21 protein-coding genes are annotated in these 25,717 nt (G+C 56.7%); 18 read left to right on the top strand and 3 right to left on the bottom strand.

The window, feature by feature from the left end; all coding sequences use genetic code 11:
- Positions 1 to 17: 17 nt before the first annotated feature.
- Entirely contained in the window at positions 18 to 2,009 is a 1,992-nt protein-coding gene (locus tag J2S62_RS07940; RefSeq protein ID WP_310173392.1) for a LysM peptidoglycan-binding domain-containing protein, read from the bottom strand.
- Positions 2,010 to 2,238: 229 nt separating this feature from the next.
- Here J2S62_RS07940 and J2S62_RS07935 point away from each other — a divergent pair, with 229 nt between their 5' ends.
- A complete protein-coding gene (locus J2S62_RS07935) occupies positions 2,239 to 2,601 on the top strand; it encodes an Rv2175c family DNA-binding protein (protein ID WP_310173390.1) in 363 nt (120 codons plus the stop codon).
- 4 nt (positions 2,602 to 2,605) lie between these two features.
- Here J2S62_RS07935 and J2S62_RS07930 read toward each other — a convergent pair whose 3' ends face one another.
- Positions 2,606 to 3,682, bottom strand: coding sequence for a polyprenyl synthetase family protein (locus tag J2S62_RS07930; protein WP_310173388.1), 1,077 nt, complete (start codon positions 3,680 to 3,682; stop codon positions 2,606 to 2,608).
- Positions 3,683 to 3,767: 85 nt separating this feature from the next.
- Between J2S62_RS07930 and dinB the strand changes: the two genes are divergently transcribed.
- Both dinB and J2S62_RS07920 read left to right on the top strand, forming a co-directional pair.
- The gene (gene dinB / locus J2S62_RS07925) at positions 3,768 to 5,048 is read left to right on the top strand and encodes a DNA polymerase IV (protein WP_310173384.1); all 1,281 of its coding nucleotides are present in this window, start codon (positions 3,768 to 3,770) and stop codon (positions 5,046 to 5,048) included.
- 121 nt (positions 5,049 to 5,169) lie between these two features.
- Positions 5,170 to 5,550 (top strand): DUF3040 domain-containing protein, encoded by a 381-nt coding sequence (locus J2S62_RS07920; protein WP_310173382.1) that lies wholly within the window; start codon positions 5,170 to 5,172, stop codon positions 5,548 to 5,550.
- 83 nt (positions 5,551 to 5,633) lie between these two features.
- Here J2S62_RS07920 and J2S62_RS07915 read toward each other — a convergent pair whose 3' ends face one another.
- Positions 5,634 to 7,490, bottom strand: a complete 1,857-nt coding sequence (locus J2S62_RS07915; RefSeq protein ID WP_310173380.1) for a hypothetical protein — start codon at positions 7,488 to 7,490, stop codon at positions 5,634 to 5,636.
- A gap of 664 nt (positions 7,491 to 8,154) precedes the next feature.
- Between J2S62_RS07915 and mraZ the strand changes: the two genes are divergently transcribed.
- The 15 genes from mraZ (at position 8,155) to J2S62_RS07840 (ending at position 25,710) form a co-directional block, all read left to right on the top strand.
- Positions 8,155 to 8,586, top strand: coding sequence for a division/cell wall cluster transcriptional repressor MraZ (gene mraZ / locus J2S62_RS07910; RefSeq protein ID WP_310173377.1), 432 nt, complete (start codon positions 8,155 to 8,157; stop codon positions 8,584 to 8,586).
- Between the two features lie 161 nt (positions 8,587 to 8,747).
- Positions 8,748 to 9,773 (top strand): 16S rRNA (cytosine(1402)-N(4))-methyltransferase RsmH, encoded by a 1,026-nt coding sequence (rsmH, locus tag J2S62_RS07905; RefSeq protein ID WP_310173374.1) that lies wholly within the window; start codon positions 8,748 to 8,750, stop codon positions 9,771 to 9,773.
- Positions 9,770 to 10,540 carry a hypothetical protein gene (locus J2S62_RS07900; protein WP_310173372.1) on the top strand — a complete coding sequence of 257 codons (771 nt, stop codon included), beginning with the start codon at positions 9,770 to 9,772 and terminating at the stop codon, positions 10,538 to 10,540. The genes rsmH and J2S62_RS07900 overlap by 4 nt, the downstream gene beginning before the upstream one ends.
- A gap of 41 nt (positions 10,541 to 10,581) precedes the next feature.
- The gene (locus J2S62_RS07895) at positions 10,582 to 12,366 is read left to right on the top strand and encodes a peptidoglycan D,D-transpeptidase FtsI family protein (RefSeq protein ID WP_310173370.1); all 1,785 of its coding nucleotides are present in this window, start codon (positions 10,582 to 10,584) and stop codon (positions 12,364 to 12,366) included.
- Between the two features lie 29 nt (positions 12,367 to 12,395).
- Positions 12,396 to 14,027, top strand: a complete 1,632-nt coding sequence (locus J2S62_RS07890) for a UDP-N-acetylmuramoyl-L-alanyl-D-glutamate--2,6-diaminopimelate ligase (RefSeq protein ID WP_310173368.1) — start codon at positions 12,396 to 12,398, stop codon at positions 14,025 to 14,027.
- A 21-nt stretch (positions 14,028 to 14,048) separates the two neighbouring features.
- Positions 14,049 to 15,527, top strand: coding sequence for a UDP-N-acetylmuramoyl-tripeptide--D-alanyl-D-alanine ligase (locus J2S62_RS07885; protein ID WP_310173365.1), 1,479 nt, complete (start codon positions 14,049 to 14,051; stop codon positions 15,525 to 15,527).
- Positions 15,524 to 16,627: a phospho-N-acetylmuramoyl-pentapeptide-transferase gene (gene mraY, locus J2S62_RS07880; RefSeq protein ID WP_310173363.1), complete on the top strand. Its 1,104-nt coding sequence runs from the start codon at positions 15,524 to 15,526 to the stop codon at positions 16,625 to 16,627. The genes J2S62_RS07885 and mraY overlap by 4 nt, the downstream gene beginning before the upstream one ends.
- Positions 16,624 to 18,144, top strand: coding sequence for a UDP-N-acetylmuramoyl-L-alanine--D-glutamate ligase (murD, locus tag J2S62_RS07875; RefSeq protein ID WP_310173360.1), 1,521 nt, complete (start codon positions 16,624 to 16,626; stop codon positions 18,142 to 18,144). Before mraY ends, murD begins: the two co-directional genes overlap by 4 nt.
- A gap of 23 nt (positions 18,145 to 18,167) precedes the next feature.
- Entirely contained in the window at positions 18,168 to 19,385 is a 1,218-nt protein-coding gene (gene ftsW / locus J2S62_RS07870) for a putative lipid II flippase FtsW (protein ID WP_310173359.1), read from the top strand.
- Complete coding sequence (gene murG / locus J2S62_RS07865; protein ID WP_310173357.1) at positions 19,382 to 20,497, top strand: undecaprenyldiphospho-muramoylpentapeptide beta-N-acetylglucosaminyltransferase; 1,116 nt, start codon at positions 19,382 to 19,384, stop codon at positions 20,495 to 20,497. Before ftsW ends, murG begins: the two co-directional genes overlap by 4 nt.
- Positions 20,494 to 21,993 (top strand): UDP-N-acetylmuramate--L-alanine ligase, encoded by a 1,500-nt coding sequence (gene murC / locus J2S62_RS07860; RefSeq protein WP_310173355.1) that lies wholly within the window; start codon positions 20,494 to 20,496, stop codon positions 21,991 to 21,993. Before murG ends, murC begins: the two co-directional genes overlap by 4 nt.
- Before the next feature lie 4 nt (positions 21,994 to 21,997).
- Positions 21,998 to 22,996, top strand: coding sequence for a cell division protein FtsQ/DivIB (locus J2S62_RS07855; protein WP_310173352.1), 999 nt, complete (start codon positions 21,998 to 22,000; stop codon positions 22,994 to 22,996).
- A 147-nt stretch (positions 22,997 to 23,143) separates the two neighbouring features.
- The gene (gene ftsZ / locus J2S62_RS07850) at positions 23,144 to 24,319 is read left to right on the top strand and encodes a cell division protein FtsZ (RefSeq protein WP_310173349.1); all 1,176 of its coding nucleotides are present in this window, start codon (positions 23,144 to 23,146) and stop codon (positions 24,317 to 24,319) included.
- 70 nt (positions 24,320 to 24,389) lie between these two features.
- Positions 24,390 to 25,049, top strand: coding sequence for a polyphenol oxidase family protein (locus J2S62_RS07845; protein ID WP_310173346.1), 660 nt, complete (start codon positions 24,390 to 24,392; stop codon positions 25,047 to 25,049).
- 103 nt (positions 25,050 to 25,152) lie between these two features.
- Positions 25,153 to 25,710 (top strand): cell division protein SepF, encoded by a 558-nt coding sequence (locus tag J2S62_RS07840; protein WP_310173344.1) that lies wholly within the window; start codon positions 25,153 to 25,155, stop codon positions 25,708 to 25,710.
- The last annotated feature ends 7 nt before the right edge of the window (positions 25,711 to 25,717 follow it).

Here is a 25,717-nt window from a genome sequence, read left to right as displayed (position 1 = left end):
CCTGAAAGGTGAGTCATCTAAAAGCGGTTCTTGGCCGCGTTGACCTTGGCTACGTAATCTTTGGTGTCTGAAAACATGCCATTTTTGCGGACACCGGCTTCGCCCTGGTAGTACCCGGCAATACCGATGTCGCCTGGGTTGCGACTTTGGAGATGCCGAATGATCGCCACACCAGCGGTGATATTGTCCTGCGGGTCCAGCAGGTTGAGTTTGCGTCCGACCAGCTGCGATGCCCATTCACCCGATGAAGGGATGACCTGCATGGTGCCGATCGCGTTTGCTGGCGACACGGCAGTGGGATCGAATGCCGACTCGATCTGAGCGTGTGCCAACGCCAACCGTGGATCCACACCCATTGATGTCGCGGTATCCCGTACCATCTGTCGAACCTGATTCCGCGTAGGCATCGGCGCGTTTAGCAGCGCGCGTTTGTTTGCATTGGCATTTGCCACCACATGATCGGGATAGGTGTAATGCAAGAACGTGTTCCCGATCAACTGCTCGTTGTCGCTCGATGAAGCAGTCGAGACCGACGAAGAGCCACTCAGCTTCAGCGTTTGGCCGGGGTAGATGATCGAAGTGGAGCTCAGGCCATTGGCACGCAGCAACGCCGACAGGCTTATACCGTTGCGGGAGGCGATGCCAGACAGTGTGTCGCCAGCTTTTACCGTGTACGTTGAGGCTGTCGCTGGACCGGACGATGAGTTATTTGAACCACTTGAGCTTCCCGAGCTTGATGCCGACGCGGAGCCAGAAAGTTTGAGCTGCTGGCCCGGGAAAATGATCGAACTGGTGCTCAGCCCGTTGGCCCGGAGCAGGGTCGAAAGGCTGACTCCGTGTCGCGCAGCGATGCCGGAGAGCGTATCGCCGGCTTTGACGGTGTAGCTCGATGACGAACTCGAAGAGTTCGCGGAGTTCCCTGAGGAGTTGCTAGCGGAGCTAGAGGAGCTCGTCGACCCCGAAGCGCTACCGGAAAGCTTGATGGTTTGACCCGGAAAAATCGTCGAGGACAAGGTTAGCCCGTTTGCCCGAAGAATCGTCGAAAGACCCACACCGTGCTGGGCTGCGATACCTGACAGCGTGTCGCCTGATTTCACCGTATAGCTCGTCGAAGAAGCCCCGGAGCTGCTTGCAGACGAGGAACTGCTGGAGCTTGAGGACGAGTTAGACGAGGAGGGGCCGTCTGAAAGTTTCAGGGTCTGCCCCGGATAGATGATCGACGATATCGACAAGCCATTGGCCCGAAGTAAGGCCGACAAACTCACACCTTGGCGGGCGGCAATAGCTGACAGGGTATCGCCGGATTTCACGGTATAGCTCGTCGAAGAAGACCCGGAGCTGCTTGCAGACGAGGAACTGCTGGAGCTGCTCGAGGAATTAGTCGACGAGGCACTGCCCGACAGCTTGAGTTTTTGCCCCGGGTAGATCACCGAAGACATGGACAGGTCATTGGCCCGTAGCAACGTTGAGAGGCTCACACCGTGGCGGGCTGCGATAGCCGAGAGTGTATCGCCTGATTTGATCGTATAAGTCTTGCTGCTGTTAGACGATGAACTGGATGCTGGACGAGAGCTCGATGAGGACGATGAACCCGACGGGCCAAGGTCTAAAACGTCTCCGGGGTAAATGGTGGAGGAGGCTTTGAGGCCATTCCATTTGAGTAGGTTTGATAGCGACACGTTGTTTCTGAGCGCTACGTGGCCCAAAGTGTCACCAGATTTCACCTTATAGGTTTTAGGTGCGGTTCGGGCTGCCTGAAAGTTTTCCATGGTGAAGCGCGCCGGCAATGCGACGGCCGCTTGGTCGGAAGGCATCAGGCTGGATTGGAGCCGTTGCTCCACAGCAGCTACATTTGCGGCGGTTGCCGACCTAGGACCCAAATCCGTACTCGGGGTGTCGGCTACCGCTGGGGCAGCCGTAGCGGTGGAACCCAAAGCTAAAAACGGCAGAGCCGAGGTGGCAACAGCTGATTTGTAGAACCGGGAAGCACCGGAAGTACGGTCAGTCATTAAACGTATCCTCTTTGCGTCAGGCACCCGAGCCAGGGGAAGTTCTTGTGCACTGTGTGACAAAAATAGCGTCGAGGTGTACGTGATCAAAATGTTACATGAGTGAATATACATTACTCCTGAGACAAATGTTAATAGACGAGATCTATCCGGTCCTATTTGACCTCAATCGGTTCGAGACGCCGAGAATCAATCGCGAAATACCGAATACCTGCGCTACGCTTGGGGTGTGACCCAAACACATGACTTAGAAACACTTGTTGGAAAATGGCTGACTCTGCCGGAGATCGCTGAGCGTCTTGATGTTGTCGTGACCCGCGTTCACAAAATGATTAAGGAACGGCAACTGATCGACGTCCGGTTGGGGGAGCGGAACGTCCGGTATGTGCCAGCTGAGTTTCTGACAGACGCAGGCGTGTTGAAATCGCTTCGTGGCACGATCACGGTGCTCGAAGATGCAGGCTTCAATGAAGCCGAGATTATCCGATGGCTCTTCACTGATGACGACTCGCTGCCTGGTAGACCCATTGATGCGCTGCACGCCGGCAGAAAGACTGAGATTCGCCGACGTGCGCAGGCCTTGGCCTGGTAGTTTGCTAGCGCTGTCGGCCGAGTAGTCCCGCCACCAGGGTCTGCAAGCCGGTTCGAACAGAACCAGTTAACTGCAAACGATCCAACGCGGCGTAGGTCTGCTCTCCGAGGCGCCGAATTTCTGCTTCGACGGTATCTTTGGCTCCCGAAGACTGGATGAGCTGCTGAACCTCTTCAACGGTGTACGGACTCGCTTCTGGTTGCATTAAGAAATTGTTGAGCATTTGAGCATCGTCTTCGGTGAGGTTCGCTAACGCGTGGGCAACAAGCTCGGTCCGTTTCCCCTCTAATAGGTCATCCCCTGACGGCTTGCCCGTCAGCTCCGGATCGCCAAACACTCCTAGAAGGTCATCACCCAGTTGGAAGGCGAGTCCCAGAGGTAAGGAAAACTCGCGGTAAGCCCGCAATGTCGTCTCGTCGGCGCCTGCTAGAAGAGCTCCAATTTCGAAGGGCCAGACAGCTGAGTAGTGAGCTGATTTATATTGCAGTACGGTTCGAGCTTGCTCTAGGGCAACGGCTGGATCGTCTGGGATGTTTGCTTCGGCCAAGATATCTAGGTATTGACCGGTCATGACTTCGAACCGCATGGCATGGAATGCCTCACGGGCAGGTGCCGCAAAAGCTGTGGCATCAGCGGTGGTGGAAAACACTTCTTCACTCATCCCAAGCGCCACGTCACCAGCCAAGATTGCAGCGGAGACACCGAAGTGAGCGCCGTCTTGAGCCCACCGGTTTTCGTGATGGAGGTGTTCGAAGCTTTTATGTACCGAGGGCTGACCACGGCGGGTATCCGAGCGGTCAAGGACATCGTCATGAATCAGTGCTGCGGCTTGAAAAAGTTCTAGTGAGACGCCTGCGTCAATAATGCGCGGATCATCGGCCTCCCCGCCAGCACCCTGCCATCCCCACCACGCCAACAGCGCCCGCAAGCGTTTGCCACTTTCTACGAGCTTGGCAATGGAAGACACCAGGGGATCTGAAGCCTGCGCGATCGTGGTCGCTTGGCTCCGGTAGTCAGCTAACAGTTCCTGCATCCGGGCTTCGAGTTGGGTGCAAAACCACGATGCGTCCAGCGTTGTCACGGTGTTGATTCTCCTGCCTGCTGAAATGATCAGCTCACGCCATCTTCGCTTCAACCTTACCGGCCTTAGCACGTAGTATTGATTCATGGTCTCCACGGGTCAACATTCCACATCGCGCCCACCCTGGGCTGATGAGTCCTGGGAGTCCACTATTTTGCATCTTGATATGGATGCTTTCTTTTTATCCGTAGAGTTACTTGATCAACCAGAGCTTCGCGGGATCCCAGCGGTCGTGGGCGGAAAGTCTGGTCGATCAGTTGTTACGTCCGCCTCGTATGAAGCTCGGAAATTCGGAATTCGATCGGCCATGCCAATGGCGCATGCGTTGTCGCTATATCCACGGTTGGTTGTGATCGAACCCAGCAGAGAGAAATACACGCAGGCGTCGCGACAGGTCATGAGCGTATTGCACGACGTCACCCCGGCCGTGGAGCAGTTATCTATCGATGAGGCGTTTATCGACGTCACTGGAGCCCGTCGTCGTCTGGGGACCCCTGCCCAGATTGCTGCGCTCATCAAGACTCGCGTGCGAGAAGTCACGGGCTTACCCTCTACCGTGGGCGTTGCAGCAAATAAATCAGTCGCGAAGATTCTGTCTGATCGTTCCAAGCCCGATGGTATTGGCGTCGTGCCTGCAGCGCAGACTCGTAGCTACCTTGCCCCGCTTCCTGTTGGTGTGATCTGGGGGATCGGTCCGAAACTTCTGCAGCGCCTTAACAATGCAGATATATATACGGTGGGTGATCTTGCAGAACGCGATCCAGAACGGATGCGGCGCTGGTTGGGGGCCGCCGGGCCGCATATCGTCGCGCTGGCACGCGGTGACGATCCCAGACGTGTCGAGCCGCGCCAAGATGCAAAATCCGTCTCAGTGGAGCATACCTTTGAATACGATGTCACCAACGCCCAAGAGTTAGAAAAAAACCTACTGGACTTGGCTTACGAGTGTGCGCGTCGCGTGAGACAAGACGGGCTGGAAGCCAGGGGGATTAGCGTCAAAGTCAAGGACGTGGATTTCAGTACGCGAACCAAGTCCCTGTCGCTGGCGACACCGGCTACTTCAGGTGCGGTGTTTTTCAATCATGCAAGACCACTGTTGGATGAGCTCCTGGCCGCCCGGTGGCACCCGGTGCGGCTGTTGGGTGTGCGAGCCGATAAAGTGGCTGAACCCACCGAGCACGTACCAACGATCCAACAAGAATCACTCTTCGATCTGGAAGTACCCGATGTCGAGACCGAACCGCGCCAGGCATGGGATTCGACCGACCGGATCTTGGACGATGTAGCTAAGAAGTTTCCGGAGGCTGCGATCAAACCAGCTTCGCTTTTGCGTCATGAACGTTCCCAGCGAATGTCGGATGGTTAGGTGTTGCTAGTTGCGCTTCACCGTGTGACAATCTCAGCAAAACATCAGGCACAAACTTTAGAATAGAAACAAACTCAACCGAAGATTGGACGAGTTTTCGGTAACACATGTGGAGGCAACCATGGGCTTATCAGATAGAGAGCAAGAGGTCTTTGCTGAGATTGAATCTCAGTTGATTTCAGAGGACCCAAAGTTTGCGTCGCAAATGCAGATGCACGCAAAGGGCCCGATGCGTCGGTTTTCTACGCGCAATATCGTACTCGGTGTGCTTACCGCCACCATCGGTATCGTCGTGCTACTCACCGGAGTAACGATCGACGCCATCTGGTTGGGTATCGTCGGCTTTATTATTATGGGCGGCGGTATCTACTTAGCGACGAAGCGGACCACGAAGCCTCCAAGCAAGTCGGGAGGCCGTGGTGGGTCCGGAAACACGAAGTCGAATCAAGGCTTTATGGAAGGGCTTGAGTCACGCTGGGACGAACGACGGCGTCAGCAGTAAATTTCTTCAGACCCTGGCACTTGCCCTTCACAAAGGAAACCCGCAGCAATAGCTGCGGGTTTTCTGTTCCCTAGTGCTAGTCATTACTCGTTTTTATTCGGGTCAGCGTCGCCATCTTGTGGGGTTTCAACCTCGGAGTCGTCCCCAGAAGAACCCTCGGGTTCTTCCAATTTTTCTTGCAACTGCGCGTAATCGGTGGGCGATGGTACAGGTACATCGGGAAAACGCTTGGGCTGCTTGCTGCTTTGGGCCTGTTCAGTTACCGGCCCTTCGTTCAACTTTGTGGTTTCTGACGCGTAGGGCCCAGGAGCCACCGGAGACGCCAAAATCTCAGTTTCGGTCAGCGTATCCCTTGGTCCCTGCACGTTGTACGGCTGGCCCTCGGCCTGTGGAGACGCGATAGACCATACCCGCGTAGCGGCTCTACGCGTACGAATTAGTAAGGTAACTATCACGGCCAGGAGCAATAGACCAATGACAACTACCCACACGGTGGTGAGGGTGGGACCGCTGGCGGTGACCAGGAAGTTACCATCCGCATCGTCAATGACCACGGTCCGCCCTGACTCGATGGCGTTATCGGCCTCGCCTGAGTGCATCGCCGGTAAGACTATCTGGAAGATGGCTGCGCCCTCCACGCCTCCGGTGGCTAACTCCCACACCGCTGAGAGGTCGGCTTGCACATCATATGAGGCCCATAGGCCGGTAAGAGGTCCGTGGTTTATTGCGATCTGCTCGTCAATGTCTTTTGCCGCCAAATACTCATTCAGCAGCGTCGTGAGTTCGGCTGCGTCATCTGCTTCAAACGTGACGGTATATAAGGTAGTCGCATCACGAACAGTGGTATCAAACGACCCGGTACCTGCAGGCGGCGCGAAACGATCCGCCACGGCATCTTCGTGGCCCTGTTGTGTTTCGTTATCGACCACGTACTCAATGCGTTGGACCATGTTGCCTGTGAGATTCAGCTGAGTCGATGATGTCAGCGAATCCAAAGGCATGCCGCGGTTGAACTCTAGAAGTAATTCTCCGCCTTGTCTGCGCTGCTCGGTGAGCTCCCAGTGGTCAGGGTATTGCGTTGCACCGTCTAACTGCTGGAGATTATTGGGGTCACAAATGGCCTCGCAGCTCCAGTCAGTCCCCACGTATCGCACCGCGGTATCGAGAGATCCTTGGGCGGTCTGTTCGAGAATCTCAAATGACGCATTGTCATTGGCGAGGAGGAGTTGGATGCCCTCCGTCACGGCAGCAGCGGTAGTAAAGGTGACCGCTATTTCCCGCACCTCACCGCTGGCGTCTGCTGGCTCGACCGACCCCGAATCTTGGACTTGGCCGTCTACACCATCGAGATCGTTTAGCTGTTCGACTTGTTCGGTCAGGTAGTTATTTTGAACCTGCTGGTGTTCATCAGAAATCAGATACGACATAGCGATATGGACATCTCCGGACTCAAGAATCTCGAAGTCCAGACCGATCTCGGCAAAACGCTGATCCTGTGTCATGCTGAAATCGATGCGGGGGAGGGAAGTGGAGGTTTCGACTTCTTCGCCATCAAACATCACCGTTGCGGTGCCATTCGAGGTGAACACCGTAGTCCCGGGGGAAACCACCTCTTCGACGCTCAGGGCTTCCGCTGCCCAGCCCATCAGATCATCGTTGTAGAAGCTTTCTTGGAAGGTCAGGCTCGTCGTGAGGGGTTGATCATCCACTTCGATGGTCATATCCCGTTCATCGGCCGGAACATTCGAGGCATCAAGTAATGCGGAGATATTGTTCTGATAGTCCTCAAGGCTACTGAACGGCATCGTAAAAGTCGCGCTGTAGCCCTCGTCCTCTGGCTCGACTCCTTCAAAGGTCAAGACTTCAGGCGTATGGATCGCCAGAGCTCGTTCCGCAGCCTCTACACCTCCGGATAACGCATTGAGATCGTTGTCAGCCATTGTGAGCACGAACAGGCGCTGTCCAGAATAATCGGGCTGCAGATCCAATCGCGAATTGACATCCGCTCCACAGGCAGACAGGACCACTGCGCATAAGGCCACGAAAATTATCAGAATGCGCGAGCGGGAACCGAGGCGGTTTGCCGACGGGTTTGCTCTGGTGTGGGTGGTGTGCAATGTACGACTTTCCCTTAGGGGTACCGGAAAACGATGTTGGATCTCGTTACGGCTCCATCCTAGCTACCGCTTTCAGCAGTGACGACACGTCAGGGGTCGCTCTGCTTCCTTACATCACTCATCGGGGAGGAGGTGCGCCCCCACTTTGCTCCACCATCGCGCTCGCAGTCTTGTTTCACGGGGTAGATTCGCTTGGCCAATCACCATTCTGCACTCCTGTCACAATAATCACTTTCCGTCATCCCGCATCCTCCACCGGGCTCCCCAGTACGCTCCACATTGGCCCCTGGGCGCGATTCTCCTCGTAATAATGCCGGAGTTGGCGAAAACTTCCTGTCTTGTACGCATAGAAAAATCTTGTGAAATGTCGAAGAATGGTCTGACAAGTATTGAATGTGGGGCAAAGTGGGGTAAAGTGGAGCACGAAGAGGACGGTGATCGCGAAGCTTGAGCAAAGGGATTAGCACCACGCTGGAGGTTGTGCCACATGTTTTTGGGTACATACACTCCACGCTTGGATGAAAAGTCCCGGTTGATCTTGCCTGCGAAGTTCAGAGATGAACTTTCTGACGGTCTGGTACTTACCAGAGGTCAGGAGCGCTGTGTATATGTGTTCTCGATGGACGAGTTTCAACGAGTGCACAATCAAATGCGTGAAGCACCGCTCTCTTCCCGTCAGGCCAGAGACTACATTCGTGTCTTTCTGTCCGGTGCCTCAGATGAGAAGCCGGATAAGCAAGGCAGGATCACGATCCCGGCTCCGCTGCGTGAGTACGCGGGACTGGATCGAGATGTTGCGGTCATTGGTGCTGGCACACGAGCTGAGATTTGGGATCAGACCGCTTGGAATGACTACCTCGAACAACAGGAAACCGCGTTTTCTGAGACGGATGAAGAAATCATTCCGGGCTTGTTCTAAGACCAAAGTCACCGCTCGATAACTCAATTCCGACCAGGTCTCTTATTTCAGACCTCTATCCGAACAGCTGGCCCGTCTTCCCCTGGGCCAGGTGCACGGATAGGGATCTGGGATAAGAGTCATTATTTTTACCAGATGGCGGCATGCAGTATAGGAGCGCAATGGCAGTCTGCGACCAGGGCGATCAGCGCCATGACCAAGCTGCTGCCAATGCTGCTCAACGACACGTGCCAGTCATGGCCGATCGGGTTGTCGACCTCCTTGTACCTGGACTCGCGCACGCTCGCCAGCAGAATCGTCAACCCGTCATCGTTGATGCCACACTGGGCATGGGTGGCCACACCCAATTAATGCTAGAACGTTTTGATGACGTCTTGGTGATAGGAATAGACAGAGATACCGAAGCCTTAAGCCTGGCGGGGGAGCGTTTGGCATCCTTTGCAGAGCGCTTCGTTCCTTTTCACGGCACATATGAGCAAATTCCACAGGCCCTATCGGCCGGTGGGGTCGAAGCCGCTGACGGGTATCTTTTCGATCTCGGAGTTTCTTCGTATCAATTAGACGAACGCGAGCGCGGTTTTGCGTACTCCTATGATGCGCCGTTGGACATGCGTATGGATCCCACAGCGCGTTTTACTGCGGCTGATGTCGTCAATGAGTACGACCAGCATCAGCTGGAGCGGTTGATCCGCCGGTACGGTGAGGAAAAGTTTGCTCGTCGGATCGCGATGGCTATTACGCAGCGCAGATCCACGCGTCCTTTCACGCGGAGCGGCGATCTCGTGGACGTGATTCGTGACGCTGTGCCTGCTGCTGCCGGCCGGACCGGTGGCCATCCGGCCAAGCGAACGTTTCAAGCCTTACGCATCGAAGTCAATGAAGAATTGAATATCTTACGTGAGGCACTTCCCGCAGCTATGGCTGGTCTACACATTGGCGGCCGCATGGTGGTCATGAGCTACCACTCGTTGGAAGACCGCATCACGAAGAAAGCTTTCCAGCAACAGGCGCAGAGCCTGACGCCCCCGGACTTCCCAGTTGAGTTAGAAGAACACGCTCCCGTGGTACGCATATTGACCCGGGGAACAGAAAAACCCACTGCAGAGGAAATTGACCAGAACCCACGCGCGGCTTCGGCCAAAGTGCGCGCTATCGAGAAAATTCGACCAACCAGGAGCAACGGATGACACCTTCCCCCTCGAACATCCGCGTTTTGCGCCCAGCATTTTCACCAGATTCCACCGCTCGAGACTTCGACGCGGAATACTATGACAATCTGGACATGCCGTCCCAGGAGCCTAGAAGCGATTCGGACACTGATGCCAGTGTTCGGCGCGACCAGCTCAAGGTCATCTCGGGTCAACTCAAACGTGCTCCAATTGGTTACAGCATCTTTATTCTTTCTATCCCGGTGATCGCGCTGCTGGTGGTGCTGGTGGTCAATATTGTCGTCTCAAACCGACAGTACGAACTCGTAGAACTCAACAGCAGTCTCACCTCTATCACTCAAACGAATGAGGCACTGGCGCAACAATTATCACAACAATCCGCGCCACAATCAGTCGCCCAGCAAGCCGCCGACATGGGGATGGTGCTACCAGGCACCCCAGCCTCTATCGATTTGAGCACCGGCACCGTCCTTGGGACTGCCACTGCTGCCACCGCTGATAATGCGCCGACGAGTTTCGTAGCCGAGCCCACAGTACGGTCGAGTACCGGTATTCCAGCAGAAATTGAACTGCCGGCTGAGGTTCCCCACGATCCTGTCACTGTTACAAACGAAGAGGTGCCAGGGCCCGAATCCAATACCGTTAGCATCATCAGTCCGCAGGTAGACATGCCTGAACCGAACGTGACGAATTCGTCAACCGAAGATGGCGTGGCATCGACGATCGAAACCTCATCGGCCGGTAGTCTTCAAGGACCCCAGATCAGCCTTCCGAGTGGCAACTAACGTCAGCCGCTGGCTGGCAGTGTTGAAGGCAGGTGAATCGTGTGTCAAATCCAATGGTGACTCGTGTGCCCAAATCGAGACTAAAAGTCACCATGTCGATGCTCATGATTTGCCTGTTCGTCCTGGGCGGTCGGTTGCTATTTATTCAGGGCATTGATGCTGAAGACCAAGCCCAACAAGCCATGGATCGTAGAACGCGACCGGTTACGTTAGCACCCGAGCGTGGCGCTATCTTAGACCGCGATGGCAACGTCATGGCCGAGTCAGTTCAGCGGTACGATTTAGTTGTAGACCAACGGCTGGTGCAGGATTCACGCGTCTGGGACTCAGATACCGGCTCCTATATTGAGGTTGATATCGATGATCAGCTGCAAGAGCTCTCGGACATCCTAGATATTGATTACCCAGAATTGCGCGAACTTATGGTGGGGGACCGCCCCTACCGGATCATTTCTCGCAGGGTGACCCCCGAGATCCGCCAAGAAGCGCTCGAGGTAGGTATCCCCGGTCTTGTATCGGAACCCGTAGCAGAACGGATATACCCCAACGGTGCTGTCGCGGGATCAATTCTGGGTTTCAACGGTCACGATGGGCACGGGTTAGAAGGCGTCGAACGCTCACAGGACGAACATCTGCAAGGCCAACCCGGCGAACGTGTCTTTGAAATCTCCGCCGATGGGGTGCGGATACCCAACGCCTCGTTCTCCGAAACCGAAGCCGTCGATGGCAAAGACGTCCGGTTAACCATCGACCAGGACGTATCCTGGTACGCCCAAGAAGCCATCGCGGCCAAGGTCGATGAATACAACGCACAATGGGGCAACATCGTCGTGATGGATGCTCAAACCGGAGATATCCTAGCACTGGCCGATTCCGAGACCGTGGACCCAACAGACCCCACTGCAACCGATCAGCTCTTCTGGCGACCTACCGCTCTCACCCAGGCATATGAGCCCGGATCGACCGGCAAAGCCATGACCTTTGCTATGGCCTTAGACGCCGGCGTGGTCACCCCCGAGCAGGAATGGTCAGTGCCGAACAGTCAGACTTTCAATAACGAAACCATCAATGACTCGATGCCCCACGACACCTACGACATGACCACAGCGGGCATCTTCACTCGGTCCTATAACACCGGTACCGTACAGGTCGCCGAAAACCTCAGTCCAGAACAACGCTGGCAATATATGTCGGATTTTGGTGTCGGCGAGCCTATTGATATTGGCGTCAGTGGGGTCAATCAGGGCCAATTTACCTCTTGGGAAAATTGGGACCGACGACAACACTTCACCACCACATTCGGCCAGGGCTATTCGGTGACCGCACTACATGTCACCAGGATATTTCAGGCGCTAGCCAACGATGGGGTCATGATGCCGCCACGAGTCATCGACGCCTACATTGATGAAGATGGTCTAGAGACACCCTGGGAAGCCCCGACCGAGCCGAGACAGGTCATATCCAAAGAGGCTGCAGATGAGATGCTGAAACTGATGGAAGGGGTCGTGCAGGAGGGCACGGCTCAAGCCGCCAAGATTGATGGGTACCGCGTGGGAGGTAAAACTGGTACCGGACAGGCTGCTGGAGCGTCCGGATACGACGGGCACACCACGTCATTCACCGGTGTCGTCCCATTAGATGACCCGCAATTCGTCGTCTCCGTAGCCGTGCACCGCCCACAGGGCGATTGGAAAACCTGGCAGGTCACTGATACCGCCGCTGATGTGATGAAGTATCTGTTGAGTAAATATTCGGTCCCGCCGTCCGAAACAGGACCGCAGCATTATGATGTATTTACCGAAGACCCACAGGAAAGGCCCTGGTAGTCCCGCACCGCTGGGGCTGCCACACAGACATGCTACGACCACAAACGAAATTACACACAAAACTCGCAGCACTTATCGAGCACCTGGAACCCTACCAACCCACCCCGGCAGGGGACATGGAGCAATTAGTTTCAGGCATCTCGATGCATTCTAAAACCATCGAACCTGGGGATTTATATGCCGCCGTGGCGGGGGCACAACATCACGGAGCCGATTACATTGACGAAGCACTGTCAGCCGGTGCGGTAGCGATCCTCACGGACACAAGCGGCGTCGACCGTATCCCGGATGGTGTCCCGTCCGTCATCGTCCACGATGTGCGATCCGCCCTAGCAGATGCAGCGGCGTTGATTTACGGCAATACCGGCACGGTCGACCCACAGGTTTATGGCGTGACAGGCACCAACGGTAAAACCACCACGACGTATTTCCTCAACGCGATACTTGCAGAACTTGGCCACACCACCGGGCTGATAGGTACCATCGAGACTCGTATTGCGGGTACCACGCTGGCCTCCCAATTCACCACGCCTGAAGCTCCCGAACTGCACAGTTTGATCGCGCGCATGCGCGAAGCCGACGTTACAGCAGCCAGTATGGAAGTCTCTTCCCATGCGATGGCTTATAAACGGACCTACGGCCTGATCTATGGGGTCGTGGGATTCACCAACCTAACTCAGGATCACCTGGATCTCCACGGCAGCATGGCAGCCTACTTCGATGCCAAAGCTACCCTCTTCGAAGCTGATCATTCCACAGTTCGGGTGGTCACCCTGAACGGGGGAGCTGAACCGCACTGGGGTCAACAGCTTGCAACACAGGTGCCTGATGCCGTCACCTTGGATCTAGGTCCCGCGGCCGCCACTACCAGCTCAACGCCGGTTCGTGGACACTGGACCATCACAGGGTACGAACCGACCGCGTTGGGCCACACGTTTACGCTCCAACACGAATCTGGGTTCACCGTCGTCACACGAGTAGGGATGCCCGGTAAATTCAACATCGCCAACGCTGCCTTAGCTGCGGTTATGGTATTTACCGGTCATGAACGGCACCACTGGGAACACATTAAAGCGGTGTTGGAACGCCGACACCACTCACCGTTTGAATCCGCTGTCCCGGGACGAATGGAGGTCATCGCCGAAACTCCGACCGTGGTCGTGGATTTTGCCCACAACCCAGACGGGTTGACGCAGGCGCTGCAGGCCGTCAATCGTGCCAGCCGACAGCAACACGGAGCACAAGCGCGTACCATTGTGGTCTTTGGGGCAACTGGGCAACGCGACACCGCGAAACGACCATTAATGGGGCGCATCGCAGCAGAACATGCTGATGTGGTCATTGTCACCGACGATGATCCCCACCATGAGGATCCGGCCGCGATTCGTCAGGCTGTCCTTGCCGGTGCACGTGAGCTGGCAGAGGCCACACCTGATGGGCCCGAAGTAGTAGAAATTGCCCCGCGGGCTGACGCGCTGGCATATGCGGTCCAACTGGCCAAACCCACGGACACCATCCTGGCAGCCGGGCGCGGACATGAAACTCACCAAGATCTCGCCGGGGTAGTATTTCCCCTCGACGATCGGAAAGTTCTCCACCAGGCCCTGCAGGATCACGGATTTGTTACATCGGACCCCGCATCAACACAGCGTGCGGACTAACGCGGTAAGGTCAAAATCGACATGATTGAACTCAATGCACAACAGATCGCCGAAGCGACCGGTGGGCGTCTGACCTCCACGGTGGACACCACAGCGACCGTGACCACGGCAAATACGGATTCTCGGCTGATGACGGCCAACGGGCTATTTATTGCCCGTCCCGGTGAGACCACTGATGGACACCACTTTATTGGGGCAGCCCGCGACGCCGGGGCCACACTGATCCTGGCAGAACGCGAAACCACTGACGCCAACGGTCAACCCGACCCAGCGGTTATCGTCCCCGACGCCACCGTAGCGATGGCGAATCTGGCGCGATACATTGTGGACAAGATTCGTCAACACTCCGAAACCACGGTCATTGGTATCACAGGCTCCGTTGGGAAAACCTCCACCAAAGACGCCCTCGCAACGCTGCTGGCCACCCAAGGCCCAACCGTAGCGCCACAAGGCTCCTACAACAGTGAAGTCGGCGTCCCGCTAACCATTTTCACCGCCGACCTCGACACGCGCTATTTGATCGTAGAAATGGGCGCCGACCGGGTGGGCAATATTCGTGATCTTGCCGATATCGTGCGGCCCGACATTTCCGTGGTGCTCACAGTCGGTTCAGCCCACGCAGCCTCATTCGGTTCGGTAGACAATATTGCCCAAACCAAAGGTGAACTCGTCGAAGCTCTTCCGGCCGGAGGGGTCGCCGTGCTCAACGCTGACGACATCAACGTGGCCGCCATGGCCACCCGTGTTCCCGATCACGCTTCAACGCTGTGGTTCTCCGCAGCGTTTGCCCCACCGCGACGACCACGGGTGCTCTACGCCGCCAACGCTGATACGACAGTCGATGAAAACCCGCGCTTTGACCTGCAATACTTGGCCGATGACGCCACTGCGACCGATCGAGCAGGACGCGAGGTCACCGCTGGGCTGATCGGCGAGCACCACACCACCAACCTGTTGGCAGCTGCCGCGGCAGCCTTTGCCGCAGGTGTGGATCTGAGTGCGATTGTAACCGCGATGCCAAGCATCAAACCTGCTTCAGCTCACCGGATGGCGCGCACGGATCGCACAGATGGCATCACCATCATCGACGATGCCTATAATGCCAACCCTGAGTCCATGCGCGCAGGGTTGAAAACCCTAGCCATGCTGGGCCGAAACACCGGTCGACGGACCTGGGCGGTCCTTGGCCCAATGCTGGAATTAGGCGACCAACACGCCAAGGAGCACATCCTGCTCGGCGAGGTCGTCGTGCGGTTAAACATCGACCAGCTGGTCGTCGTGGGCGCTGCGGCGCGCGCCCTCTATACGGGTGCTGTTAATGAGGGGTCCTGGGGAGATGAAGTGGACCACGTCCTTACGAATGAGGGAGCCTTTGACTTGATATCCCAACGGACAGCACCCGGTGACATTATATTTGTGAAAGGTTCCAACGGCACCCGACTGTGGGAACTGGCAGATAAACTCACCACCGCCCCGCTTGGGCGCAAGGAGCAACAGTGATTGGACTACTGCTAGGTGCGGTACTTGGTGTTGTGCTCACAGGCGTTGGGACACCGTTATTTATTCGGCTCCTCCACAAACGCGGCTACGGTCAGATCATCCGTGACGACGGCCCCACGACCCACGCAACAAAACGTGGCACCCCAACCATGGGCGGCGTGGTCATCGTCACCAACTTTGTGATCGTCTACTTCATCACCCACTGGATTCTGCATCTTTTGGACTTGGAAACCTCTGGTATCACGGTCTCAGCGTTACTGCTCTTATTCCTGACCGCCGGGATGGGGCTCATCGGCTTCCTAGACGATTACATTAAGATCTCTAACCAACGGTCCTTGGGCCTGACACCAACCGGCAAGATCATCGGCCAAGGGGCAGTGGGGACCACTTTTGCAATCTTGGCGCTGAACTTTCCCGATAGCGACGGACTGACGCCAGCTTCCACCGCAATCTCAGTGTTCCGCGATACCTCCTGGGACCTGGCCTTCGCCGGTACCGTGGTGGGGGCAATCCTGTTTGTGGTGTGGTCGAACCTCATTACCACCGCCACGACTAATGCGGTCAACCTCACCGACGGCCTCGACGGGCTCGCAACCGGGGCCGTGGCCATGGTCTCGGTGGGGTACGTGCTGATCACCCTCTTTCAAGCCAACCAGTCGTGTTCCGGCACCACCGCTGCGGGAGGTTGCTATCAAGTACGCGACCCGATGGACTTGGCACTCTTAGGAGCCATCTTGGCCGGGGTGCTCATGGGCTTCTTATGGTGGAATACCGCGCCGGCCAAGATTTTCATGGGGGACACCGGCTCACTGGCCCTCGGCGGGGCGCTGGCCGGGTTTGCGATCTTTTCCAAGACTCAGGTGCTGTTGGTCGTACTGGCAGGATTGATGGTCGTCATCGCGGCCTCGGTGATTATCCAAGTGGCCTATTTCAAATTATCCGGCGGCAAGCGTGTCTTTTTGATGGCACCGCTGCAGCATCACTTTGAGCTCAAAGGCTGGGCAGAAGTGACCGTGGTGGTCCGTTTCTGGCTCATCGGTTTAGCCTTCGTAGTGGCAGCGCTCGCCCTGTTTTACACCGAATGGGTGATTCTGCAATGAGCATTAACCTTGATGAACTCACCAGCTGGGATGCTGACTGGTCCCAACTGTCAGTGCTCGTGACCGGTATCGGCGTCACAGGATTCTCTGTAGCTGACACGCTAGCTGAACTCGGGGCCTCGGTCATGGTCATCGATGGCCAAGACACTGAGCACAATCGGCAGGCAGCAGACACGCTCAAAATCGTCGGGGTCAAAGAGGTGCTCCTGGGCCAAGAGGCGGTACAAGGGCTCCCTGATCCTGCGGCGACTGGTGGCCGTATCGACGTGGTCATCACCTCGCCCGGGTGGCGGCCGGATAACCCGGTGCTCGTTGCTGCCCAAAAGGCCGACATCCCTATTTGGGGGGACATTGAATTCGCCTGGCGAGTTCGACAGCGCCACGGCAAACGGACCGCTAAATGGGTCGCCCTGACCGGCACGAACGGTAAGACCACGGTGGCCACCATGGCGCAAGCGATGGCGCGAGCCCAAGGACTTGAGGCAATCGCCGTGGGCAACGTGGGCACCCCAATTCTGGACGCGATTCGCTACCCAGAGGGATACGACCTACTCATTGTGGAACTTTCCTCATTCCAGTTGCATTGGATCCAACACATCGAACCTGAAGCCTCGGTGGTCCTCAATCTTGCCGAAGACCACCTCGACTGGCACGGGGGATTTCCTAACTACACAGCGGCAAAAGCCAAGATTTATGAAAACACCAGAATCGCGGCCATCTACAACGACGAAGAGCCCGAGACCATGCGCATGGTCGAAGAAGCTGACGTCATTGAAGGCTGTCGTGCGATCGGCATAACAACCGACACGCCGCAGCGTTCGATGGTTGGAGTCGTTGACGACCTCCTGGTGGACCGGGCATTCCTGACCAACCGGGCAAGCCAAGCCTATGAATTAGCTCAATTCTCCGACATCGGCAATCCCGCGCCCAAGCACATGGTCTTCAACGCGCTGGCCGCAGCGGCCCTGGTACGGGCAGTCGGAGTAGAACCAGCCGCAATTCAAGCAGGTTTGCGCTCCTACGAACCTGAACCTCACCGGATCCAGTCGGTGGCTCACTTCCATGACGTCTTATGGGTTGATGACTCCAAAGGCACCAACCCCCACGCGACTGACGCGGCTCTGGCAACCTATGACCCCATCATCTGGATTGCCGGTGGCTTGGCCAAGGGTGCCTCATATGATGAGTTGGTCCGTCACCACCAGGAGCGGCTCAAGGCCGTGATCCTGATCGGGACCGATCAAGCGCCCATCGTTGAAGCACTGCAGCGACACGCACCCGAGGTGCCTATCTACACCGACTACCTCAAAGACACTACAGTGGAGTTTGCAAACGGGTCAGCGGTGATGCGAGAAGTCGTCAACCTGGCCCACCGGATCGCTGACCCACACGATACAGTCCTGCTGTCGCCTGCAGCAGCCTCAATGGATCAGTTCGCCAACTACAACGTTCGCGGTGAAGCGTTCACGCAGGCCATCGCACAACTACTATCCGACATCAACTACCCCGGACACTGATTACGCACTACCAGGAGCACGATATGAGCAACGGTCCAACACCTCATGTAGCTCGTGCCTGGGATTGGCTCACCGGGACACACTCGACCAAGTCTGCCTACTGGCTGATTCTGGGGCCGACCCTTGCGTTGACCTTCATCGGGGTGGTGATGGTGCTGTCAGCTTCTTCGGTCGAAGATATCGGTGGTGCTGGTTCGTTCGCCTCCCTGAGATCCCAAGGCGTTTACGCGGTCATCGGTGTCGCCTTGTTGTTCTGGATGGGTAAATGGCGTCGTGAAACCTATTACCGGCTTGCCAGAGTTATGTTGCTGTTATCCATCGGCCTGCTGATCTTAGTATTTACCCCCCTGGGGGTTGAAATTAACGGCAACCGGAACTGGCTGCGCGTGGCCGGGTTTTCCTTCCAACCTGCTGAAGCGGCAAAACTCGCCTTTAGCGTGTGGGCCGCTTATGCACTGAGCCAGAAACTTAAACTCGAAGGCTACGGCAAAAACTTGCTGGTGCCCGTCGTGTTTCCCTTCGGCGCGTTGATTGTGCTGCTCATTTTGATGGGGCGCGACCTTGGAACCGTGTTGATCATGCTGCTGATTATCGCAGCGGTGCTGTACCTGGGCGGGATGCGTAGCATCTATCTAGCCGGCATGGCCGCCCTCGGCTTGGTCGGCGTTGTGGTTGCAACATTGTTTTCCAGCAACCGCATGCTGCGTATTGAAGCCTGGTTGGGCAACTGCGATCACGCTTCCGATCCCTGTTATCAATACGAACAAGGCATCTTTGCCCTGGCTTCCGGCGGCTGGTTCGGCGTAGGTTTGGGCCAATCGCGGCAAAAATGGTCCTATATCCCCGAAGCCGGTAACGACTTTATCTTCACGGTGCTCGGCGAAGAACTCGGCTTACTCGGCGCGCTTCTTGTGCTGGGGCTATTCATCACCCTGGGTATCGGTATGTTTCGCGTCGCTTATAACACCACCGATCCCTTCGTACGGATTTCCACCGGGGCCATCATGACGTGGCTCCTGGGTCAGGCATTTATGAACATTGCCATGGTCACCGGATTGCTGCCCGTCATTGGGGTGCCATTACCATTTATCTCAGCCGGGGGATCCGCCTTGCTGATGGCCATCCTCGCGGTCGGTGTGGTGCTATCGTTCGCCCGACAACAAGCCCAAGAACTGCACGACGCAACCGTGCGCGCTCAGACGCCGTCAGCCACCAAAGAAAGCGTACAATCGACACAATGACTACGACCATGAACGTCGTCTTTTGCGGCGGCGGAACAGCCGGACATGTTTCACCAATGCTTGCCATGGCCGATGCGCTGCAACGCAAATGCCAGGATACCGAGATCCGCCCGGATATTCTCATGATCGGCACGGCAGAAGGCATGGAAGCCACGCTGATACCCGATGCGAAATATGAGTTCGCCACGGTCGCCAAAGTCCCCATGCCGCGCAGTCTCTCGGTGGATTTAGTCTCAGTGCCGTGGCGATTGCGTAAGGCCGTGAAACAGGCTCGCAAACTCTTACGGGACCACCGCACCCAAGTCGTGGTTGGAGTGGGGGGATACGCTGCCACTCCGGTGTATTTGGCAGCAAGGGCAGAGAAAATACCGGTCATTGTACACGAAGGTAACGTGCGGCCCGGGCTAGCGAATCGCTTGGCGGCCCGGTTTGCCACTGTGGTTGCGTGCGCTTTCGAAGGCACTGCTCTGCCCGGGGCGATCCACGTGGGCATGCCGATGCGCATGGAAATTACCGATCTGCCCACCGGCCCCACCATGAAAGCTCAAGCTCGGCGTTCGCTAGGGCTCGATCCGGACAAAACCACGCTGGTCGTCACCGGTGGATCCTCGGGTGCGCTCAACATCAACACGGCCATCAGCGGGGCGCTGGACGACCTGCTCGCCACTGGAGCACAAATTTTACATCTCACGGGTCGAGGCAAAACCGTCACCGATGGGCACGGTCAACCGGTCACCGCCCCAGGCTATGTGCAAATCGAATACATTGACGGATTGGCCCGGGTCTATCAGACCGCCGATCTTATTGTCGCCCGTGCTGGTGCTGGCACGGTGCACGAAATAGCCGCCATCGGTTTGCCTTCGGTCCTCGTGCCGCTACCTGTCGGCAACGGCGAGCAAGAACTCAACGCGGCCGGTCTTCAGGAACACGGCGCAGCGGTCGTCGTCCCAGATGAACACTTCACCGCGCAGTGGGTCGCCACCCGGCTACCGAATCTGCTCAAAGATACGCCAAGGTTGGAATACATGAGCCAGACAGCAAAGAATCTTGGCATCACTGATGCAGCCGAAACTATGGCCACCATCATTACCGAAACGAAGGTATCCCGATGACCCAACAGCCCGTACCAGCACTCCACGAGATCTCCCATGCCCATTTTCTGGGTGTCGGGGGAGTGGGGGTCTCCGGGGTCGCGCGCATTATGGCGGCACGGGGCATCACCGTGACTGGCACAGACGCCAAAGACCTACCGGTCATGGACAGCTTGCGGGAACGCGGGGCCATCCTCTATGTGGGATACGCGGCGGACAATATTGCCCGCGCCGAGCAGGAGACCGGTCAACCCATTGACCTCATCATCGCTTCGACGGTTGCTGGCGCGGAGAATACCGAACGCCAAGCGGCAGAAGCCGCCGGTATTCCGGTGTATCACCGCTCCCAGGGGCTCGCGGCAGCCATGGATGGTAAGAAAGTCCTGACTGTAGCTGGCACGCACGGTAAGACCACGACCTCGTCGATGGCGGCGGTAACTTTCAAACACGCCGGCTACGACCCGTCTTTTGCGGTGGGCGCTGGGATCGCAAACCTTGGGACCAATGCGGATCACGGTGCTGGTGACTGGTTCATTGCCGAAGCCGACGAATCCGATGGGTCCCTGCTGAACTACACTCCCGATATCTCGATTATCACCAACATTGAGGCCGACCATCTCGACTACTACGGGACTGAGGCCGCAGTCCACCAAGTCTTCAGCGACTTCGCGGCCCAAATCCGACCTGATGGTGCCCTGGTGCTCTGTGCCGATGACGCTGGCGCAGCTGCGCTGGGACAGCGTCACCGTGATGCTGGTGCCACCGGAGCAGAGGTTTACACATACGGGCTCGTCTCCAGTATGAATCCGCACCAAAATCTCAACACCCATGACAGGCAACTGGATTTAGCCATCATCGACATCCAGCCCGATGATGCCGAAACCGGCCAGCATGTCACCTACCGGTTTGCAGATGGTAGCTATCAGGAAGTGCAGCTGGCCACACCCGGAACACACAACGCACTTAACGCCGCCGGCGTACTGCTGGCCGCAGTCGTGGCAGGTGTGCCAGCCGATGCCGCAGCCAAAGGATTATCGGCTTTTGCCGGTTCGGCTCGACGGTTTGAACACCACGGAACCATCAATGACATCCGGGTTTTTGACGACTACGCACACCACCCCACCGAAGTCCAGGCAGCAATTCGTGCGGCCAACAGCATGGCCGCCGGCAAGAAGGTTCATGTCATTTTCCAACCGCATTTGTACTCCCGCACGCGCGATTTCGCCCCCGAATTTGCTGAAGCTCTCTCCCAGGCCTCGACCGTGCGAGTACTTGATATTTACCGCGCCCGTGAGACTCCCATCGATGGTGTCACCGCTGAATTGATCACCGGTCAGTTAGCACCGGAGCTCACAGCCCGCTATCCGCACGCGACCCAGGTGGCTACCCCGGACCAAGCGGTCCAATCCGTCGTGCAAGCCGCCACTCCGGGGGATATTATTTTGACGCTTGGTGCAGGAGACGTCAACCAACTCATTGACGACATCCTGTCCGAACTTACCGTCCGCAACACCTAGTACCATGGCCAAGCATCCTCCCCACGACGACGATCCAATCGCCGAGAAGTTCCCGGGCCTCTCGTCTGACAAACCGATCAAATCTATTTCTGTCGAACGCCCGTTGGATTCAGATAAAAAAACAGTTATTGAATCCAACCTCGATGGCCCCAACGGTGACGACTCCACGCGCCCGACCGGATCAACTTCCAGCACAGCACGGGCCAAGTCGAGGGCGACCAAACCGGCACGCGAACCGCAGCAACTGCAACCCGCTGCGGACCAACAAACCGTCCTTGAACTGCCGCCCAGCCCCGAGCACCGTAAGGCACGGCGGCGGAAGGTATGGACCATTACTGCGATTATCGTGCTGGTCGTGGTCACCGGCGGCTGGGCACTGCTGTATTTCAGCCCAATTTTGGCCATCGAAGAGATATCCCACGAAGGGCTTGATTTGGTTGCCGAATCGGAGGCCGAAGAACGCACCGCGGTTCTGGCTGGTACCCCTTTGCCGCAGGTCAACGATCGTAACGTGACAGAACTTTTTGCTGACACGCCCGCAGTCGATGATGTCACGGTCAGAGCTGAACCACCGCATGGGCTCGTAGTAATCGTCAATGAACACACTCCTGTTGCCATGAGTCCCAAAGGCAAACAGTATGTCGTCTTTTCCGAATCCGGCATCGAGCTGGCAGAAATCCCCTCACAACGTGCCCAAGAGTTTGACCTACCGGTGGTCGCCTCGGCATCCGATGTCGTGGATCAAGAGGTCTTCGATACTATTACCGAAGTGCTGGGATCATTACCTGACGATCTGCGCGAAGAGGTCCGGGCCGCATCCGGGGCTTCGATCGATTCAATCGAACTTGAACTGAGCTCTGGCAAGACCGTCATGTGGGGCAATAATGAACAAGCACAGAAAAAGATTCAAGTATTAGAAGCGTTACTTGGGCTCGATGAGGACCAGGCAGCTGAAATCTCTGAGTATGATGTATCAGCACCCGATTTCCCCGTGACACGGTAAACACCGGAGCAAATTTGCACGATCGTGCCGACACACGGCTCCGGGTCATTGCCCAGCCGCAGGTGTGAGCATATCGTGTGCTAATGAAGGAACCTTGGACGCAGCTGGATCTTCGTCCCACCACGAACGCAGAATAGGGATCATATCGTGAGCTCACCCCAGAACTACCTGGCCGTCATCAAAGTTGTTGGTGTCGGCGGCGGCGGCGTGAACGCTGTCAACCGAATGATCGATGTCGGCTTGCGCGGCGTTGAATTCATTGCCATCAACACCGATGCTCAAGCCCTGTTGATGTCCTCTGCCGAAGTGAAACTGGACGTCGGACGTGAACTGACTCGAGGCTTGGGCGCCGGCGCCGATCCTGAGGTCGGTCGCCAAGCTGCCGAAGATCACGTCGAAGAGATCGAAGCAGCCCTCAAGGGCGCCGACATGGTCTTTGTGACCGCCGGAGAAGGCGGTGGGACGGGAACTGGTGCAGCACCAGTGGTGGCTCGAGTTGCACGTTCCCTGGGTGCGCTCACCATCGGCGTGGTAACTCGACCTTTCACCTTCGAAGGTCGTCGTCGTGCCACCAATGCCGAAACCGGCATTGAAGCACTGCGCGATGAAGTCGACACACTCATCGTCATCCCGAATGACCGTCTGCTGTCCATTTCTGATCGTTCCATCTCCATCATGGAGGCGTTTGAAGAAGCCGATAAAGTCTTACTGTCCGGTGTTCAAGGTATTACCGACCTCATCACGACCGCCGGGCTCATTAACCTTGACTTCGCAGACGTCAAGTCTGTGATGCAAGGAGCTGGCTCTGCCCTGATGGGGCTCGGTGCGGCGCAAGGCGAGAACCGTGCGGTGGAAGCTACCGAAGCCGCCATTGCCTCCCCGTTACTGGAAGCTTCGATCGATGGCGCACACGGTGTGTTGCTTTCCATCCAGGGTGGCACCGATATGGGCCTGTTCGAAATCAACGAAGCTGCACGTATGGTGCAGGAAGTTGCCCACCCCGAAGCCAATATCATCTTCGGTGCGGTTATTTCCGACAACCTCGGCGACGAAGTACGCGTCACCGTCATCGCAGCCGGTTTCGATGACCCCGTTAAAAGCAACCACGAGGCCCCGCAATCTCAGGTGGCCGCACCAGTGGCACCGGTGGCCTCAATCAGTCCTGTCAGCGGACCGGATGCCACCGATGGTCGCGCACCCTCAGAGACCGCTACCAGCCCCCAGGAAGAGCCCGAACGCTCCAACGTTGAGCCACTGCCGACCGTGGTCGAGTCTTCCAATAAACGCAACGACGACCTAGATGTCCCTGACTTCCTCAAATAAGTACCTGACATACCCGGCCCAACCTGGTTCCACGCACCATGTCGCATTTACCACGGTAAAGGCCGGGAACATGTCAACTACGGTACTGAGCGAGGCGCAGACCGCAGCCGAGGTTCGGTCCCATCGCCATAATGTCGAACGCGAGTTAGGCATTGAGCCCGGGACCACCCGATTCGTCTCACAGGTCCACTCCAACAGGGTCGTCAAGGCAGGCACAGACGGCTGGGCAGATCAGGATATTCTCGAAGAAGCAGATGCGATAGTGTCTACGGATGGCGACGATCCCTTAGCCATCCTGGTCGCGGACTGTTTGCCGGTGGCCTTTACCACCGACTACGGTCCTTCCGCTGTGGCACACGCCGGCCGAGTCGGGTTATTGAACGGCATTCTTGAGAACACCGTGGCTCAGTTGCGCGAACTGAACACTGCAGGCGGAGGGAACATCACCGCGGTGATCGGTCCCAGCATTTGCGGCGACTGCTACGAAGTGCCACTGGCCATGAGAACCAGGGCAGTGCACCGCTACGCAAACATCGGCGCTGAAACATCCTGGGGCACTCCGGCATTAGATCTTCCAGCGGCTGCCGAAACCATTCTCAGCGGCTTAGCGGTCGATGTAGTCCGCAGTGATATTTGTACCTATTCCGATGAGCGCTACTATTCCCACCGTCGCGAACCCGGTCAAGGACGGATCGCTGGATTCGTATGGAAAGCTCAACAAAACTCGTAATGGTCTACGACACACCGAATCAGGTCGCGTATTTCCCCTGATTTCGTGGGGTTGTCTACTAGTGTCAATAGTGTCCTAGAACCATCAAGGATTTGAGGTGCGCATGGTTAGCGGATTCAAGAAAGCCATGATCCGAATGGGTCTGGCTGATAGTGACGAAGCCTATGAACAAGAGCTTCTCGAAGAAGAACGCCAAGCGAGTCCAGCTGCAGCAGACATCGCGGCCAAACCGACTGCGTCGGATGCCGCACAAGAACCTGTCAAGCCGGTGGAGTCGAAACCGACTGGTCCACGACCAGTGCCAGACGAAGACGACGAATACCGTGCACCGGTCACGCCGATCAAACGTGTGGTCCAGTCCCGAGAGGAAAGCGCTGAAGTGCACAAACTGCGTACGATTCACCCGCGGTCTTATAATGACGCCAAACTGATCGGTGAAGCCATTCGATCCGGTGTCCCCGTGATCATCAATGTCACTGATATGGCAGAAACAGAAGCCAAGCGGTTAGTGGATTTCTCGGCGGGTCTTGCCTTTGGACTGCACGGGGCAATCGAACGAGTCACGAATAAGGTGTTCCTGCTGACTCCTACTAATGTTGAAAACGTCGTAGAGGGGAACGCTGCTGCAAGCCAGGACGAAGACTTCTTCGACCAGGCCTAAAACGGCG

Source organism: Enteractinococcus fodinae (assembly GCF_031458395.1).
GTDB classification, from domain to species: domain Bacteria; phylum Actinomycetota; class Actinomycetes; order Actinomycetales; family Micrococcaceae; genus Yaniella; species Yaniella fodinae.
Note: the sequence above shows the minus strand (reverse complement) of the source record. Positions and strands in the feature narration are given on the sequence as shown.